Source organism: Streptomyces sp. NBC_01788, assembly GCF_035917575.1.
GTDB lineage: Bacteria > Actinomycetota > Actinomycetes > Streptomycetales > Streptomycetaceae > Streptomyces.
The window spans coordinates 766,760-781,261 of record NZ_CP109090.1; the positions used below are offsets into that span (position 1 = coordinate 766,760).

The window sequence follows — 14,502 nt, forward strand, 5'->3', positions numbered from 1 at the left end:
GCCGCCCACTTCCGTTCGGTGACTCGTTCCGTCCTCACGCTAGTGACTCCCGGGTGCGGTCGCGCGCCGAGCGGGCCCGCCTGTCCCACACTGGGACGGACGGCGAGGAACCGGGTGGTCACGGCGGACGGGACGCGAGATGACGGACGGCACGATGCGGGCGTGGACGGTGACCGGCCCCCGGCCCGTGGAGGAGGGGCCGCTGCGGCTGACGGTGAAGCCGGTCCCCGAGCCGGGGGACGACGAGCTGCTGGTGCACGTACGCGCGTGCGGGGTGTGCCGCACCGATCTGCACGTCACCGAGGGTGATCTGCCCGTGCACCGGACCGGGGTCACGCCCGGTCACGAGGTCGTGGGCGTGGTCGCGGGCCGGGGGCGCGCGGTGAACGGCTTCGCGCCCGGCGACCGGGTGGGCGTGGCCTGGCTGCGCCGCACCGACGGCACCTGCGCGTACTGTCTGCGCGGCGCGGAGAACCTGTGCCCGGCCTCGCGGTACACCGGCTGGGACGCCGACGGCGGTTACGCCGAGTACACGACCGTCCCGGCCGCCTTCGCCTACCGGCTGCCCGGCGAGGTCGACGACGTGGCGCTCGCGCCACTGCTGTGCGCGGGGATCATCGGCTTCCGGGCGCTGCGCCGGGCCGCGCTGCCGCCCGGCGGACGCCTCGGCCTGTACGGATTCGGCGGCAGCGCCCATCTGTGCGCGCAGGTGGCACTCGCGGAGGGCGCCAGGGTGCACGTCATGACCCGCGGGGAAGCCGCGCGGCGACTCGCGCTGGAGCTGGGCGCGGCCTCGGCCCAGGACGCGTACGCGGTCCCGCCCGAGCCGCTGGACAGCGCGATCCTATTCGCCCCCGTGGGCGACCTGGTCCCCGTGGCGCTGCGGGCCCTCGACCGGGGCGGCGTGCTGTCCGTGGCCGGCATCCACCTGAGCGACACACCGCCGCTGCGCTACGAGCGCGAGCTGTTCTACGAGAAGGAACTGCGCAGCGTCACCTCGAACACACGCGAGGACGGCCGGGACTTCCTCGCCCTGGCCGCCCGGCACGGGGTGCGCGCCACCACGCACACGTATCCGCTCTCGCGGGCCCCGCAGGCGCTGGAGGACCTCAAGGCGGGCCGCTTCGACGGGGCCGCGGTGCTGGTGAACGACCTGCCCTGACCGGGGCGCGCTCCCTCGCCCCGGCGCGGTGACCGGTGGGTCCGGTCCACTCCCCGGACGGGTGGACCGCCCCCCTCACCCGCCGTCACTCGCCCGCGTACGCCCTTTCCAGGGCGGCGATGTCGAGCTTGCCCATGGCGAGCATCGCCCGCGTGGTGCGGGCCGCCTTCTCGGCGTCGGGGTCGCCGATCATGTCGATGAGCCGTTCCGGGACCACCTGCCAGGAGACGCCGTACTTGTCCTTGAGCCAGCCGCAGGGGCAGGGCTCGCCGCCGTCCTCGGTGAGCCTGGTCCAGTAGTGGTCGATCTCCTCCTGGTCCTCGCAGTGGATCTGGAAGGAGATCGACTCGTTGAACGTGAACTGCGGACCGCCGTTGAGCGCGACGAACTTCTGGCAGTTCGCCACGAAGTCGACCGCGATCACGGATCCGGCCGGGCCGGGTCCGGCCTCGGTGTAGCGGCCGATCCGCCCGATGCCGGAGTTCCTGAAGACCGAGACGTAGTAGTGGGCGGCCTCCTCGGCCTGGCCGGGGCGTCGAACCAGAGACAGGTGTTGACGTCCTCCCCTCCCTGAAGGAAGGGGATTCCTGGCTCAGGCTGCCTCCGGGAGCAGCGCTCCCGGAGGTCTTACGCCCTCAGCACCAGCCGGGATGAGACCAGCCCGGACCAGCATCACGCGCGCGGAGTTCTTGTCCCTGGGGGACACAACTCCGCACGCGGTGCAGGTGTGGGTACGTTCCGAAAGAGGAAGTGCGTGCTTGGTTCTCGCTCCACACGACGCACAGTCCATCGTGGTGTGCGCAGGGTGCACGAGTCGGATGTCCCGCCCGTGCTTGCGGCCCATCTCGACCAGGGCCGCCTTGGTGGCGCCGATCGCGGCGTCCGCCGCCTTGCGAGCCATCGACGTCCGGGCGAGGAACTTCGGCCGGAAGTCCTCAACGGCGACGGCGTCGTGGTCGCGGACGACACGCTTGGCCCACTTGCGGCCGGCGTCCTGCCGCTGCCGCGCGACCTTCTTGTACACCTTCGCAGCCTGCCGTTGCGCTTCGCGGTAGCCCTTGGACGCTGCCTGCCCCTTGGCGGGGCGGCGGCGGGCCATCATCCGCTGGTACCGGGCGAGACGTTGCCCGGCCCGCTTGCCGTGCTCAGCGTGCGGGAGATCGTGCGCGTCCGATGTGGTGGTCGCGGTCTCCTTCACACCCCAGTCGACACCGAGGACCGCGCCCGTGGCGGGGAGCGGCTGCGCCTCGGCGGCGACGACGAAGGACGCGTACCAGTGGCCGAGACTGTCTCGGTACACCCGTACCGACGACGGGACCGACGGCAGGTCGCGGGACCACACCACGGTCAGGCCGATGCCGCCCGCCAGGTGCAGGCGCCTGCCCTTCAGGCGGAAGCCACGCTTGGTGTAGTTCAGCGTGGGCAGCGCGTCACGCTTCCGCTTGATCCTCGGCATTCCGGCACGCCGCCGCATGGGCAGCCGGTCCTTGATGTCCTTCAGGGCCCTGACGCGGGGACTTGCCGAAGTCCCGGATGATCTGCTGTTGCGGCACCGACGATCCCTCCCGCAGCCACGCCATGGCGGCGCGGGCCTCGGTCAGCATCTTGTCGAGCTGCGCCGGACCACACGTCAGTTTGCTGTCGGGGTGCGCCGTGTCATCGGCGGGTTCGAAAAAAACCATGGGGCGCTTCACCGGCCCGGAATTAGCATCGCGGGCATGACGACGTCACCCCCCACCGACGGCATCCGGCCCTTCCGGCTCAGCGTCCCGCAGAGCGATCTCGACGATCTGCACGACCGGCTCGACCGCACCCGCTGGCCGGGCGAGCTGCCCGGCGCGGGCTGGGACCACGGCGTCCCCGTCGACTACCTGCGCGAGCTCGTGCGGTACTGGCGGCACGACTACGACTGGCGAGCGGCCGAGGCGCTGCTGAACCGGTGGCCGCAGTTCACGACCACGATCGACGGGGCGAACGTGCACTTCGCCCACGTCCGCTCGCCGGAGCCGGACGCCACCGCGCTGGTCGTCACGCACGGCTGGCCGGGCTCGATCGTCGAGTTCCTCGACATCGTGGGCCCGCTCACCGATCCGGCCGCCCACGGCGGCGACCCGGCCGACGCCTTCCACCTCGTCCTGCCGACCATCCCGGGCTTCGGGCTGTCCGGGCCCACCACCGAACGCGGCTGGGAGGCGGGCCGGGTCGCCGACGCGTGGGCCGGGCTGATGCGGCGGCTCGGCTACGAGCGGTTCGGCGCGCAGGGCGGCGACTGGGGCGCGGCGATCTCCCGCGAGCTGGGCCGCGCCCACCCCGGCCGGGTGATCGGCGTCCACCTGAATCTGCTGCCGGGCGCGCAGCAGACCACCGAGCCGACCGGGGAGGAACTGGCCGGGCTCGGCGCCGAGGAGCGGGAGCGGACGCTCACGTCGTGGCGGCGCTGGGACGCCTGGCAGCGGGAGGGCGCGGGCTACGCGGCGCTGAACGCCAGCCGCCCGCAGACCCTGGCGTACGCGCTCACCGACTCGCCGGTCGGCCAGCTCGCCTGGATCGTCGAGAAGTTCCGTGAGTGGACGGACTGCGACGACCTGCCCGAGGAGGCCGTCGACCGGGACCGGATGCTCACCGACGTGATGCTGTACTGGCTGACCGGGACGGCCGGTTCGTCCGCGCGGATCTACTACGAGCGGACGCACGCCTCCGGCCGCCCCGCCGCGCCCGCGGAGCCGTCGACCGCCCCGACCGCGCTCGCCGTCTTCCCCGCCGAGCTGCAACTCCCGCTGCGGCACAGGGCGGAGCGCACCGAGAACATCGTGCGCTGGACGCAGTTCGACCGGGGCGGCCACTTCGCGGCGATGGAGGAGCCGGACCTGCTGGTCACGGACGTACGGGCGTTCTTCCGGCAGCTCCGCGAGAAGGGCTGACCGGGCCGCTCCGCCCGTGGCGAATCTGCCACGGGCAGAGAAAACGTACGCGGCGGTGGCACCGGGCCGACAGTGGGGTCGACGGCATCCGTGCCACGACAAGGAGACCCGATGACGCCACCGACCGCACTGCTCCCGTCCGGCGCGCTCGCGCCGCGCGCCGAGGAGAACGACACCACGCCCAGCCGGTTCGACGACCATCTCGCGGCCGGGCTGCTCGCCCAGCGGATCGTGTTCCTGGGCACCCAGGTCGACGAGGTGTCGGCCAACCGGGTGTGCGCCCAACTGCTGCTGTTGTCGGCGGAGGACCCGCGCACCGACATCGCCCTGTACATCAACAGCCCCGGCGGATCCGTCACCGCGGGGCTCGCCATCTACGACACGATGCGGCTCATCCCGAACGACGTGTCGACACTGGCGATGGGATTCGCCGCCAGCATGGGCCAGTTCCTGCTCGCGGTGGGCACGCACGGCAAGCGGTTCGCGCTGCCGAACGCGCGGATCATGATGCACCAGCCGTCGGCGGGCATCGGCGGCACCACCGCGGACATCGAGATCCAGGCGGAGAACCTGGAGCACACCAAGCGCACCATCGAGCGGCTCACCGCCGAGCACACCGGGCAGAGCGAGGAGACGATCCGGCGGGACGGCGACCGGGACCGCTGGTTCACCGCCGAACAGGCCAGGGAGTACGGGATGGTGGACCGGGTGGTGGAGTCGGTCGCCGGCATCCGCCCGGCCGACTCGCGCCGTCGGATGGGGCTCTGACATGGGGTCGTACACGGTTCCGTACGTCGTCGAGCGCACCGCGCAGGGTGAGCGGTCCTACGACGTGTTCAGCAGGCTGCTGAACGAACGCATCGTCTTCCTCGGCACCGAGATCGACGACGGTGTGGCGGGCGTCGTCATCGCCCAGCTGCTCCACCTGGAGTCGGCGGCCCCGGACCAGGAGATCGCGATCTACCTCAACTCGCCCGGTGGCTCGTTCACTTCGCTGATGGCGATCTACGACACGATGACGTTCGTACAGGCGCCGATCTCCACGTTCTGCGTGGGGCAGGCGGCCTCGACGGCGGCGGTGCTGCTGGCGGGCGGCGACCCCGGGCGGCGGTTCGTGCTGGAGCACGCCCGGGTGCTGCTGGGGCAGCCGGCCACCGGCGGGCAGCAGGGCACGGTCTCCGATCTGGCCCTCCGGGCCAGGGAGATGAGCCGGATCCGCTCCCAGGTCGAGGAGGTGCTGTCCCGGCACACCGGCCACGACCCGGCGACACTGCGCGCGGACATGGACCGCGACAAGGTGTTCACCGCCGAGGAGGCGGTGGCGTACGGGCTGGCCGACGAGGTGCTGAGCCGGCGCCTCGCACAGGTCTGACACACACGGGCCGGCGCCTCGCACCGGGCCGACGCACGCGGGCCGGCGCTTCTCGCGGCTCCGAGGCGCCGGCCCGGTGCGGATGTCAGGCGGCCAGGCACAGTCCGCCGTGGCGGGGGACGGAGGTGCCGCGGCCGCGGACGGCGCCGCGCGCCGCGGTGCGCACCAGCTCGTCCTGGACGAGGGAGAGCAGGTCGCCGAGGCCGATGCCGAGCGCCTGCGCCGCGGCCGCGAGGATCTCCGAGGAGGCCTCCTTGCGGCCGCGTTCGACCTCCGACAGATACGGCATCGAGATCCGCGCCGCGTCGGCGACGTCCTGGAGCGTGCGCTCCTGCGCCTGCCGTTCACGGCGCAGGACGTCGCCGACGAGATCGCGCCAGAGGGGTTCCCTGGGCGCGGCCGCCAGGGTGCGGCCCTGGGCGGGACGTTCGGGTGCCGGGCGGGTCGGCGCCGGGCGCGCGGCCGGCGGGCGCAGAGGGATGACGGGGGCTCGGTTCGGCGCTCGTTCGCTCATTCCCCCAGCCTAGAAGTCCCGGACTCGGGCGTAAGGGAGGGCGGTTGCGCCCTGGGTGAATCCGCGGCCGGGTCCTCCCGCCCCTCAGCCGCGTCCGCCCTTCCCGCACCGGCGAATTCGCGCCGCCCCGGCGCACGAAGGGCATGCCCTCGGTGACTGCGGGTATCCGCAGCTCCAACGGCCGGGCAGGCAAGGAGCGGAGCGCGACCCCCCGGGGGCGGCGGCGGGCATACATCCCGGCGGCCCGGGTACCCGGGGGTCGCACAACCGCTCGGTGCCGGAGCGCCGGAGCAGAAGTACGCAGGCCGACGAGGCAGAGGGCGAACCGTGACTTACGTGGGAGAGGCGATGGACACCACCGTGATCCGGTCCGGGGCAGCGGTCGGGAAGACGCGGAAGGCCGAAACGGGCGGCGGGTCGCTGCCGGGGGTGGAGAACCCGCGGTCGGTCGCTCCGCGTGACGCGCGCGAGCTGTCCCGCCACTTCTTCCGGCGTCTGACCGAACTCGACGAGGGCACGCGCGAGTACCAGTACGCCCGCAACACGCTCATCGAGATGAACATGTCGCTGGTGCGGTTCGCGGCCGGGCGGTTCCGCAACCGCGGCGACGACATGGAGGACATCGTCCAGACCGGGATGATCGGCCTGATCAAGGCGATCGACCGGTTCGAGCTGGCGCGCGAGGTGGAGTTCACCTCGTTCGCCCTGCCCTACATCGTGGGCGAGATCAAGCGGTTCTTCCGGGACACCACCTGGGCGGTGCACGTGCCGCGGCGGCTCCAGGAGCTGCGGGTCGAACTGGCCCGGGCCCGCGAGGAGCTGTCCAGCCGCCTGGACCGGGACCCGACCCTGGGCGAACTCGCCACGCTCATGAACATCTCCGAGGACCAGGTGGTGGAGGCCCAGATCGCCTCGAACGGCTACAACTCCGCGTCGCTGGACGCCGCCCTCACCGGTGAGGGAGCGGAGGACGGCGAGGCGGTGCTCGCCGACTTCATCGGCGTGGAGGAGGACGGGATCAGGCTGGTCGAGGACTTCCACGCCCTCGCGCCGCTGGTGGCCGGGCTCAGTGAACGCGACCGGCAGATCATCCATCTGCGGTTCGTGGAGGAGGCCACCCAGGCGGAGATCGGTGAACGGCTCGGCTGCTCGCAGATGCACGTCTCCCGGCTGATCAAGCGGATCATCACCCAGCTCCGCCAGGGCATGCTCGGCGAACTGGGCTGCGCCTAGGGTCTGTCACTCCGTCCGCGCGCTTGTCACTCGCCGCCGAGTTCGACGAGCGCGCGGACGCGCTTGCCCACCGGGACGCGTTCCACGGTCACCTCGAGCGCCAGCGCGTGAACGATCTCCAGGCCGTGCCGGCCCACCCGCCGTGGATCCCGGGGGAAGCGCCGGGGCAGTACGGCGCTGCTGTCGTACACGCACACGTTCACCGTGCTGTCCGTGCCCTCCAGCTCCAGGATGTACGGCCCGTCGCTGTGCCGGTCGGCGTTGGTGACCAGTTCACTGACCACCAGCAGGAGCGCGTCGCCGCAGCGGCGGCCGATCTCGGCGCACCACTCGTTCCTGAGTTGGTCCAGGAAGTGCGCGGCGAAGGACCGCGCCTCGGCGATGCAACCCGGTTCGCCGGTGTAGTGCGTCGCCCGCCGGAGCGGTTCCACGGGAACGTCGAAACCAGTCGTTATCACTGCCCCGTCCAGATGGTCGGTCATGCGTGTCTCTCTCGGAAGTCGGCCAGGCCGGACACTGCTGCACCTGTGCTGTTACCCCGAGCCGCGCCCGGCAGTCCCACCCGTCGGCGGACGCGGACGGACCCTCCGGCAGGCGCGGCGCCGCGGCCCTGCATAACGTGGCGGTGTGAGCCCCGCGAGCCCTCCGGTCCCGCCGAGCCTCCCGGTCCCGCCGAGTCCCCCGGCACCGCCGACGGCCCGGCATGGCTGGGCACAGGCCCTGGCCACAGTACTGGCCGGGGTGGCGGGCATGGGCGTGATGGCCGCACTCGGGCTGTGGGCGGCCGGTGCGGCGCGTCTTCCCGGCAACGCCTTTCCCCGGGTGGTCGCGGCGACCGTGGTGACGGCCGTCGGCGGCAGCGTCGACCTGTCCGGCGACGCGGGCCCCCTCGCCCGGACCCACGCGGGCATCAAGGTGATGCCGCTGTCGGTCACGCTGGTCGGCACGCTCGTCGTGGCCGCCTGCTTTCTGCGGCCGCTGCGGCACCGCGCGGTGGCCGGGGCGCGCGAACTGGCCGGGTGGGCCGCCCGGATCGCCGCCCTGTGGCTGCTCGTGCTGATCGGTCTGGCGCTGGTTGCCCGGCAGACCTTCGCCGTCGACCTCGGCAACGGGGTGCTCGGCGCCATCGGCGGGCTGTTCGGCGCCGCGCCGGAGGTCGGCTTCGCCGCGCGGGTGCCGCTCACCGTGCTCTTCGGGCTGCTGTGGCTGGCGGGCGTCCTGTTGCTGGCCCTCCTGGTGGCGCCCGGGGCACCGTTGCCCGCGCGGTTGCTGCGATGGCGGGAGCCGGTGCGGCCGGCGGCGTACGCCATGGTGGTCCTGCTGCTCGCGTGCGTGGTCGTGGGCCTCGTCGTCGCGCTGGTGACGGCGGCCACCCGCGGGCGCCCGGCGGACCACTTCGCCGTGATCCTGCTCGGGCTGCCGAACGTGGTCTGGCCGATGTTCACCATCGGCCTTGGAGCCACCTGGAACGGCCGGGTGGACGGCCCGTTCGGGCTGCCGATGCCGCGTCTGCTCGACGAGGTGCTGCGCACCCCGGACGTCTCCACGCTCAACCTCGGCACGCTCGCCGAGCACGACGGCCGGGTGTGGTGGCTGGTGGTCGTGGACGCGGTGCTGCTGCTGGGCGCCGCGTTCCTGATGGCGGCGCGTTCCCCGGCCGGGACGCCGGCCTGGCGGCACGCCGTCCGCATGGCCGTCGCCCTGCTGCTGACGGTCCTGGCGGTCTGTGCCGTCGGCCGGATCTCCGCGCACTACGGTCTGTCGCTCCTCGGCATCGGAGACGTGGGCGGCGGCCTCTCCGGAGAGGTGCTGCTGCGTCCCCGGTTCTGGGGGGCGCTGGGCCTCGCCGTCCTGTGGGGTCTGGTCACGGGCTTCCTGGGTGCTCTGGCGGCGTCCCGGTCACGGCACCGGGCGGTCAGGCCATGGGCATGACGAGCGCGGGCAGGGTCCGGTGCATGCGCAGGGCGTCCACCGACTCGGCGAGCAGCTCGTACTCCGTGGTCTCGTCGCCTATGGCGATCCGCACCAGCCTTCCCTCGGTCAACTCGTCGGCCACGATCTCCTGTTGGGCCACGTCGGCGCACCAGGCGCGCAGGATGGCGGGGACGTCGGGCACGGAGTCCGGCACCGGGACCAGCGCGCCGGACGGGACATGGGGGGTGTCGGGTCCGGGGTCGAGCCTCTCGGCGATCCAGGAGGCGCGGTCGCGCAGCCACCACAGGGCCAGGGCCAGGGTGGGCGCCCGGTAGGTGCCGAGCGGTACGCCGATGCGGCGGCCGCCGCACACACCGTACGCGGTGACATGGCACAGGAATTCGTCGTGCACTGCTCCTCCCCCGTGGCCTCGCCGCCCGGTCGGCCCCGGTCCGTGCGGCTTTTATGCGGTGAAGTGCCCCTGAATTCGAGTATGTTCACTGCTGAACCACTGTCACCACGACTTTCCGGCCAGTCTCCGGGCATATTCCTCACGCCAGGTGGCCGAAACGCGACGGTCCGTGATCGCGCGGCATGACCCGCGAGGTAATCGACCCCGGCGGCACCCGCGCGGCAGGGTGGTCCCATCGGGTCGCCGAGCACCGGGACCCGGGCTCCGACCAGCGTTTACGACCTCGATGGAGGCTGATTCAGCATGTCCGCGCAGACCGACCGGTACACGATCGCCGTCACCCGCTGCTTCGAGGCCTGGAACGCCCCGGACGCCCAGGCCCGGGCGAAGGCGGTGGCCGACGCCTGGAGCCCCGACGGCACCTACACCGACCCTCCCCCAAGCTCTTCGAGCAGGGGGGACCCCCAGCCAACGCCGGCGGCCACGAGGAGATCACCGCCGTCATCAGTGCCGCGCGCGAGCAGTTCCCCGGGTTCGCCTTCCGCCTCACCGGCACCGTCGACGGCCACCACGACACGGCGCGCTTCTCCTGGGAACTCGTGAACGAGACCGGGGGTACCGCCCCGGTCGCCGGCTCCGACGTGATCACCCTGGACGACGAGGGCAGGATCCGGGCAGTCCTCGGCTTCCTCGACCGGGTGCCGGCGGCGGCCTGAGACGCCGTCCCACCGGAGCAGGACCCATCCCGTCGCGGCAGAGGTCCGGCCCCGGCGGGGAGTCCGCCGGGGCCGGTGCGGGCGCGCGGCCGGCTCGGGCCACGGGCCGGCCACGCAGTGCTACGGCGCGATGGCCGCGTCGATGCGGGCCAGCTCCTCCGCGTCGAAGTCCAGGGAACGCGTCGCGGCGACGCTGTCCTCCAGTTGCCGCGGGCTGCTCGCGCCGACCAGGGCCGAGGTGACCCGTCCGCCGCGCAGCACCCAGGCCAGCGCCATCTGCGCCAGGGACTGCCCACGGGACTTGGCGATCTCGTCCAGCGCGCGCAGCCTGCCCACCAGTTCGCCGGTCACCGCGGCGGAGTCGAGGAACGGGCTGTCGCCCGCCGCCCGGGAGTCCTCGGGGATGCCGTCCAGATAACGGGCGGTGAGCAGGCCCTGCTCCAGCGGGGAGTAGGCGATGGAGCCGACCTGGAGCTCGTCCAGGGCGTCCAGGAGGCCCTCCTCCTCGGGGCGCCGGTCGAGCATCGAGTAGCGGGGCTGGTGGATCAGCAGCGGGGTGCCCAGTTCGCCCAGGATCCGGGCGGCCTCGCGGGTCTGCTCGGCGGAGTAGTTGGAGACGCCGACGTAGAGCGCCTTGCCCTGCTGGACCGCCGAGTGCAGGGCACCCATGGTCTCCTCCAGCGGGGTGTCCGGGTCGGGACGGTGCGAGTAGAAGACGTCGACGTAGTCGAGGCCCATGCGCTTCAGGCTCTGGTCCAGCGAGGACAGCAGGTACTTGCGGGAGCCCCATTCGCCGTACGGGCCGGGCCACATCAGGTAGCCCGCCTTGGTGGAGATGACCAACTCGTCGCGGTACGGCCCGAAGTCGGCCCGGAGTGCGTCGCCGAGGGCGGACTCGGCGGCGCCGGGCGGCGGGCCGTAGTTGTTGGCCAGGTCGAAGTGGGTGACGCCGAGATCGAAGGCGCGGCGCAGGATCGCGCGCTGGGTGTCGACCGGGCGGTCCGGGCCGAAGTTGTGCCACAGGCCGAGCGACAGCGCGGGGAGCTTCAGGCCACTGCGTCCGGTGCGCCGGTAGGGCATGTCCGCGTAGCGGTCGGGGTGGGCGGTGAACAACGCGACTCCATCGGGGTTGGCACGAAGGTGAACGGTTCCGGCGGAACCAGTGTCCCCAACTCTCGCGCGCCCCGGCGGCAGCAGTCCAACAGGAGAATCCGATGGGATTCAACGACTACGCTGCTCAATCATGGAACTGCGTCATCTCCAGCACTTCGTCGCCGTCGCCGAGGACCGGCACTTCACCCGGGCGGCGGAGCGCCTGATGGTCTCCCAGTCGGGGCTCTCGGCGTCGATCCGCGCGCTGGAGCGTGAGTTGCAGACCTCCCTGTTCGTGCGCACCACGCGCCGGGTGACGCTCACGGAGGCCGGGCGCGCGCTGCTCGGCGAGGCGCAGCGGATCCTGGCGCAGGTGCGGGCGGCGCACGAGGCGGTGGCGGCGGTGCAGGGCGTGCTGCGCGGCACGCTCTCGCTCGGCACCGAGCAGTGCATCGCCGGGGTGCATGTGGCCGGGCTGCTCGCGGCGTTCCGGCGGCGGCACCCGGACGTGGAGATCCGGCTGCGGCAGACGGGTTCGGGCGCGCTGGCGGAGGAGGTCGCGGCCGGCCGGCTCGACCTGGCGTTCGCCTACCGGACCCGCGCGGACACCGACCAGCTGCGCTCGGTGTCCCTGGCCGGCGAGCCGATGACCGTGCTGTGCCACCCGGGCCACCGGCTCGCCTCCGCCCAGGCCGTCCTGACACCGCGGGACCTGGACGGCGAGGTCTTCGTCGACTTCCATCCGGACTGGGGGCCGCGCCGGACCACCGACGCGGCCTTCGCCGCCGCGGGTGTCCGGCGCACGGTGGCCCTGGAGGTCAACGACGTGCACAGCCTGCTCGACCTGGTCGACGAGAACCTGGGCATCGCCGTCGTCCCGCGCCACTTCCGGCACAAGCGGCCTTCGCTCACCGCGCTGCCGCTCAAGGGCGCCACGGAGACGGAGTACGAGACCGTCGCCCTGCTGCCGCCCGAACAGGCCACCAGTCCGGCTGCCCGCGCCCTGATCACCCTGCTCGGACCGGGAGAGCCGGGCACGGCCTGACGCGGGCCGGATTCCGGACGCGGGACGGCCGGCGATGCGCCAAGGTGGACGTATGCATGCGAAGGACATCCTCATCGAGGGCCATGCCCGCATCCGGGAAGAGGTCCATGCCGTCGTCGACGGCCTGCCGTCCGAACTGCTCAACGCCCGTCCCGCGACCGATGCCAACTCCGTCGCCTGGCTCGTCTGGCACCTCACGCGCGTGCAGGACGACCACGCCGCCGACGCGTTCGGCCTCGACCAGGTATGGCTCGCGCGGGACTGGCAGAAGCGCTTCGGGCTCCGTCTGGACCGCCACGACACCGGCTACGGGCACACCCCGGCGAAGGTCGCCGAGGTGCGGGTCGACGACGGCGAACTGCTGACCGGCTACTACGACGCCGTGCACGAGCAGACCCTGACCGCCCTGCGCGGGCTGACCGCCAAGGACCTGGAACGCGTCGTCGACGAGAACTGGGACCCCCCGGTCACGCTGGGCGTGCGCCTGGTCAGCGTCCTGTCCGACGATCTCCAGCACGCCGGACAGGCCGCCTACGTCAGGGGGCTGCTTCAGAGCGCGGACTCGTAGCCCGGCAGGACCACGTCCCGGATCAGGCTCACGCGCTCGTCGAAGGGGAGGAACGCGCTCTTGACGGCGTTGACCGTGACCGTGCGCAGGTCCTCGACCGTCCAGCCCGCCTGCTCGACCAGCAGGGACATCTCGCGGGTCATCGTGGTGCCGGACACCAGGCGGTTGTCGGTGTTGAGGGTGACCCGGAAGCCGAGGTCCTTCAGCTCCGTGATGGGGTGCTCGGCGATCGAGGTGGCGGCGCCGGTCTGGAGGTTGGAGGTCGGGCACATCTCCAGGGCGATCCGGCGGTCGCGCACCCAGCCGGCCAGCCGGCCGAGCTTGCCGTCGACGATGTCCTCGGTGATGCGCACGCCGTGCCCGATGCGCTGGGCGCCGCACACCTGGAGGGCCTGGTGGATGCTGGGCAGGCCGTGCGCCTCGCCGGCGTGGATGGTGAACGGCACGCTCTCGCGGCGCAGGTGCTCGAACGCGTCCAGGTGGTCGGCGGGCGGGAAGCCGTCCTCGGCGCCCGCGATGTCGAAGCCGACGACACCGGCGTCGCGGTGGGCGACGGCCAGGTCGGCGACCTCACGGGTGCGGTCGAACATCCGCATGCCGCACAGCAGCGTGCCGACCCGGACGGGCGTGCCCTGGGCGGCGGCCTTGGCCATGCCCGCGGCGAGGCCCTCCTGGACGGTCTCCACGACCTCGGTGAGGGTCAGCCCGCCGTTGACCATCAGTTCGGGGGCGTAGCGCACCTCCCCGTAGACGACGCCGTCCTCGGCCAGGTCCAGGACGTACTCCTCGGCGGTGCGCAGCAGGCCCTCGCGGGTCTGCATCACGGCGAGGGTGTGCTCGAAGGTGGCTATGTAGCGGACCAGGTCGCCGGAGTTGGCCGCGTCGTAGTACCAGGCGGCGAGTTCGGCGGGGTCGGTGGTGGGCAGGGTGTGGCCGACCGCGTCCGCGAGTTCGACGACGGTGGCGGGGCGCAGGCCGCCGTCGAGGTGGTCGTGCAGCACGGCCTTGGGGAGCCGGCGGAGGGTGTCGGTGTCGATGCGGGGCGCGGTCATGGGGCGTTTCCTAGGGCAGTCGAGCGGTGGTGTCCGCGGTGGCGGTGTTCGGTGGTCAGCCCGCGTCGGGGGCGGGCTGGAGCAGGTCCCAGCGGTTGCCGTACAGGTCCTCGAAGACGGCGACCGTGCCGTACGGCTCCTGCCGCGGTTCCTCCAGGAAGGTGACTCCGGCCGCCCGCATCCGGGCGTGGTCGCGGGCGAAGTCGCCGGTGTGCAGGAAGAACCCGACGCGTCCGCCGGTCTGGTCGCCCACCCGGGCCTGCTGGGACCCGGTCCGGGCGCGGGCGAGCAGCAGTGCGGTCCCGGTCCCGTCACCCGGTTCGACGACGACCCACCGGGAGCCGTCCGGGCGCGGGGCGTCCTCGGCGAGCCGGAAGCCGAGCGCTCCGGTGTAGAAGCGGATCGCCTCGTCGTAGTCGTCGACGACGAGGGTGACCAGGGCGATGCGTCTCATCGGGGCCTTTCGGAACAGCGATCGCGAGGAGCGATCGTCGGGTGAGG

General features: G+C 72.6%; 14 protein-coding genes and 3 pseudogenes. 9 read left to right on the forward strand and 8 right to left on the reverse strand.

Features of this window, described 5'->3' with window-relative positions:
* Window positions 1-154: 154 nt before the first annotated feature.
* Window positions 155-1,162 (forward strand): zinc-binding alcohol dehydrogenase family protein, encoded by a 1,008-nt coding sequence (locus OIE49_RS03645; RefSeq protein WP_326806130.1) that lies wholly within the window; start codon window positions 155-157, stop codon window positions 1,160-1,162.
* Window positions 1,163-1,247: 85 nt separating this feature from the next.
* Here OIE49_RS03645 and OIE49_RS03650 read toward each other — a convergent pair.
* A pseudogene (locus tag OIE49_RS03650) lies at window positions 1,248-1,747 on the reverse strand (VOC family protein).
* Between the two features lie 7 nt (window positions 1,748-1,754).
* Window positions 1,755-2,811 (reverse strand): annotated as a pseudogene (locus tag OIE49_RS03655) (RNA-guided endonuclease InsQ/TnpB family protein); the annotation flags it as partial.
* Window positions 2,812-2,880: 69 nt separating this feature from the next.
* On the opposite strand from OIE49_RS03655, the gene OIE49_RS03660 reads away from it, so the two are divergent.
* From OIE49_RS03660 to OIE49_RS03670, 3 genes are all read left to right on the forward strand, one after another.
* Window positions 2,881-4,083 (forward strand): epoxide hydrolase family protein, encoded by a 1,203-nt coding sequence (locus OIE49_RS03660; protein WP_326801038.1) that lies wholly within the window; start codon window positions 2,881-2,883, stop codon window positions 4,081-4,083.
* 111 nt (window positions 4,084-4,194) lie between these two features.
* Window positions 4,195-4,851, forward strand: a complete 657-nt coding sequence (locus OIE49_RS03665) for a ClpP family protease (RefSeq protein ID WP_326801039.1) — start codon at window positions 4,195-4,197, stop codon at window positions 4,849-4,851.
* Window position 4,852: 1 nt separating this feature from the next.
* The gene (locus tag OIE49_RS03670; RefSeq protein ID WP_326801040.1) at window positions 4,853-5,455 is read left to right on the forward strand and encodes a ClpP family protease; all 603 of its coding nucleotides are present in this window, start codon (window positions 4,853-4,855) and stop codon (window positions 5,453-5,455) included.
* An 85-nt stretch (window positions 5,456-5,540) separates the two neighbouring features.
* Here the strand turns inward: OIE49_RS03670 and OIE49_RS03675 are convergent, their stop codons facing one another.
* Entirely contained in the window at window positions 5,541-5,969 is a 429-nt protein-coding gene (locus OIE49_RS03675; protein WP_326801041.1) for a helix-turn-helix domain-containing protein, read from the reverse strand.
* A gap of 348 nt (window positions 5,970-6,317) precedes the next feature.
* On the opposite strand from OIE49_RS03675, the gene OIE49_RS03680 reads away from it, so the two are divergent.
* The gene (locus OIE49_RS03680) at window positions 6,318-7,202 is read left to right on the forward strand and encodes an RNA polymerase sigma factor SigF (RefSeq protein ID WP_326801042.1); all 885 of its coding nucleotides are present in this window, start codon (window positions 6,318-6,320) and stop codon (window positions 7,200-7,202) included.
* Window positions 7,203-7,228: 26 nt separating this feature from the next.
* Here the strand turns inward: OIE49_RS03680 and OIE49_RS03685 are convergent, their stop codons facing one another.
* Window positions 7,229-7,684 carry an ATP-binding protein gene (locus OIE49_RS03685; RefSeq protein ID WP_326801044.1) on the reverse strand — a complete coding sequence of 152 codons (456 nt, stop codon included), beginning with the start codon at window positions 7,682-7,684 and terminating at the stop codon, window positions 7,229-7,231.
* A 268-nt stretch (window positions 7,685-7,952) separates the two neighbouring features.
* On the opposite strand from OIE49_RS03685, the gene OIE49_RS03690 reads away from it, so the two are divergent.
* Window positions 7,953-9,134, forward strand: coding sequence for a streptophobe family protein (locus OIE49_RS03690; protein ID WP_326806131.1), 1,182 nt, complete (start codon window positions 7,953-7,955; stop codon window positions 9,132-9,134).
* Here OIE49_RS03690 and OIE49_RS03695 read toward each other — a convergent pair.
* The gene (locus OIE49_RS03695; protein ID WP_326801045.1) at window positions 9,118-9,528 is read right to left on the reverse strand and encodes a hypothetical protein; all 411 of its coding nucleotides are present in this window, start codon (window positions 9,526-9,528) and stop codon (window positions 9,118-9,120) included. The genes OIE49_RS03690 and OIE49_RS03695 overlap by 17 nt on opposite strands.
* A 303-nt stretch (window positions 9,529-9,831) precedes the next feature.
* Here OIE49_RS03695 and OIE49_RS03700 point away from each other — a divergent pair.
* A pseudogene (locus OIE49_RS03700) lies at window positions 9,832-10,244 on the forward strand (nuclear transport factor 2 family protein).
* Window positions 10,245-10,364: 120 nt separating this feature from the next.
* On the opposite strand, the gene mgrA reads toward OIE49_RS03700, so the two are convergent.
* Window positions 10,365-11,357 carry an L-glyceraldehyde 3-phosphate reductase gene (gene mgrA, locus OIE49_RS03705; RefSeq protein ID WP_326801046.1) on the reverse strand — a complete coding sequence of 331 codons (993 nt, stop codon included), beginning with the start codon at window positions 11,355-11,357 and terminating at the stop codon, window positions 10,365-10,367.
* A 130-nt stretch (window positions 11,358-11,487) separates the two neighbouring features.
* Between mgrA and OIE49_RS03710 the strand changes: the two genes are divergently transcribed.
* Together OIE49_RS03710 and OIE49_RS03715 are read left to right on the forward strand one after the other, a co-directional pair.
* Complete coding sequence (locus OIE49_RS03710) at window positions 11,488-12,381, forward strand: LysR substrate-binding domain-containing protein (RefSeq protein ID WP_326801047.1); 894 nt, start codon at window positions 11,488-11,490, stop codon at window positions 12,379-12,381.
* A gap of 52 nt (window positions 12,382-12,433) precedes the next feature.
* Window positions 12,434-12,949, forward strand: a complete 516-nt coding sequence (locus tag OIE49_RS03715; RefSeq protein ID WP_326801048.1) for a mycothiol transferase — start codon at window positions 12,434-12,436, stop codon at window positions 12,947-12,949.
* On the opposite strand, the gene OIE49_RS03720 is transcribed toward OIE49_RS03715, so the two are convergent.
* Entirely contained in the window at window positions 12,931-14,001 is a 1,071-nt protein-coding gene (locus OIE49_RS03720) for an adenosine deaminase (protein ID WP_326801049.1), read from the reverse strand. The two genes, OIE49_RS03715 and OIE49_RS03720, sit on opposite strands and share 19 nt — an antisense overlap.
* Window positions 14,002-14,056: 55 nt before the next feature.
* A complete protein-coding gene (locus OIE49_RS03725) occupies window positions 14,057-14,455 on the reverse strand; it encodes a VOC family protein (protein WP_100571241.1) in 399 nt (132 codons plus the stop codon).
* Window positions 14,456-14,502 lie beyond the last annotated feature (47 nt).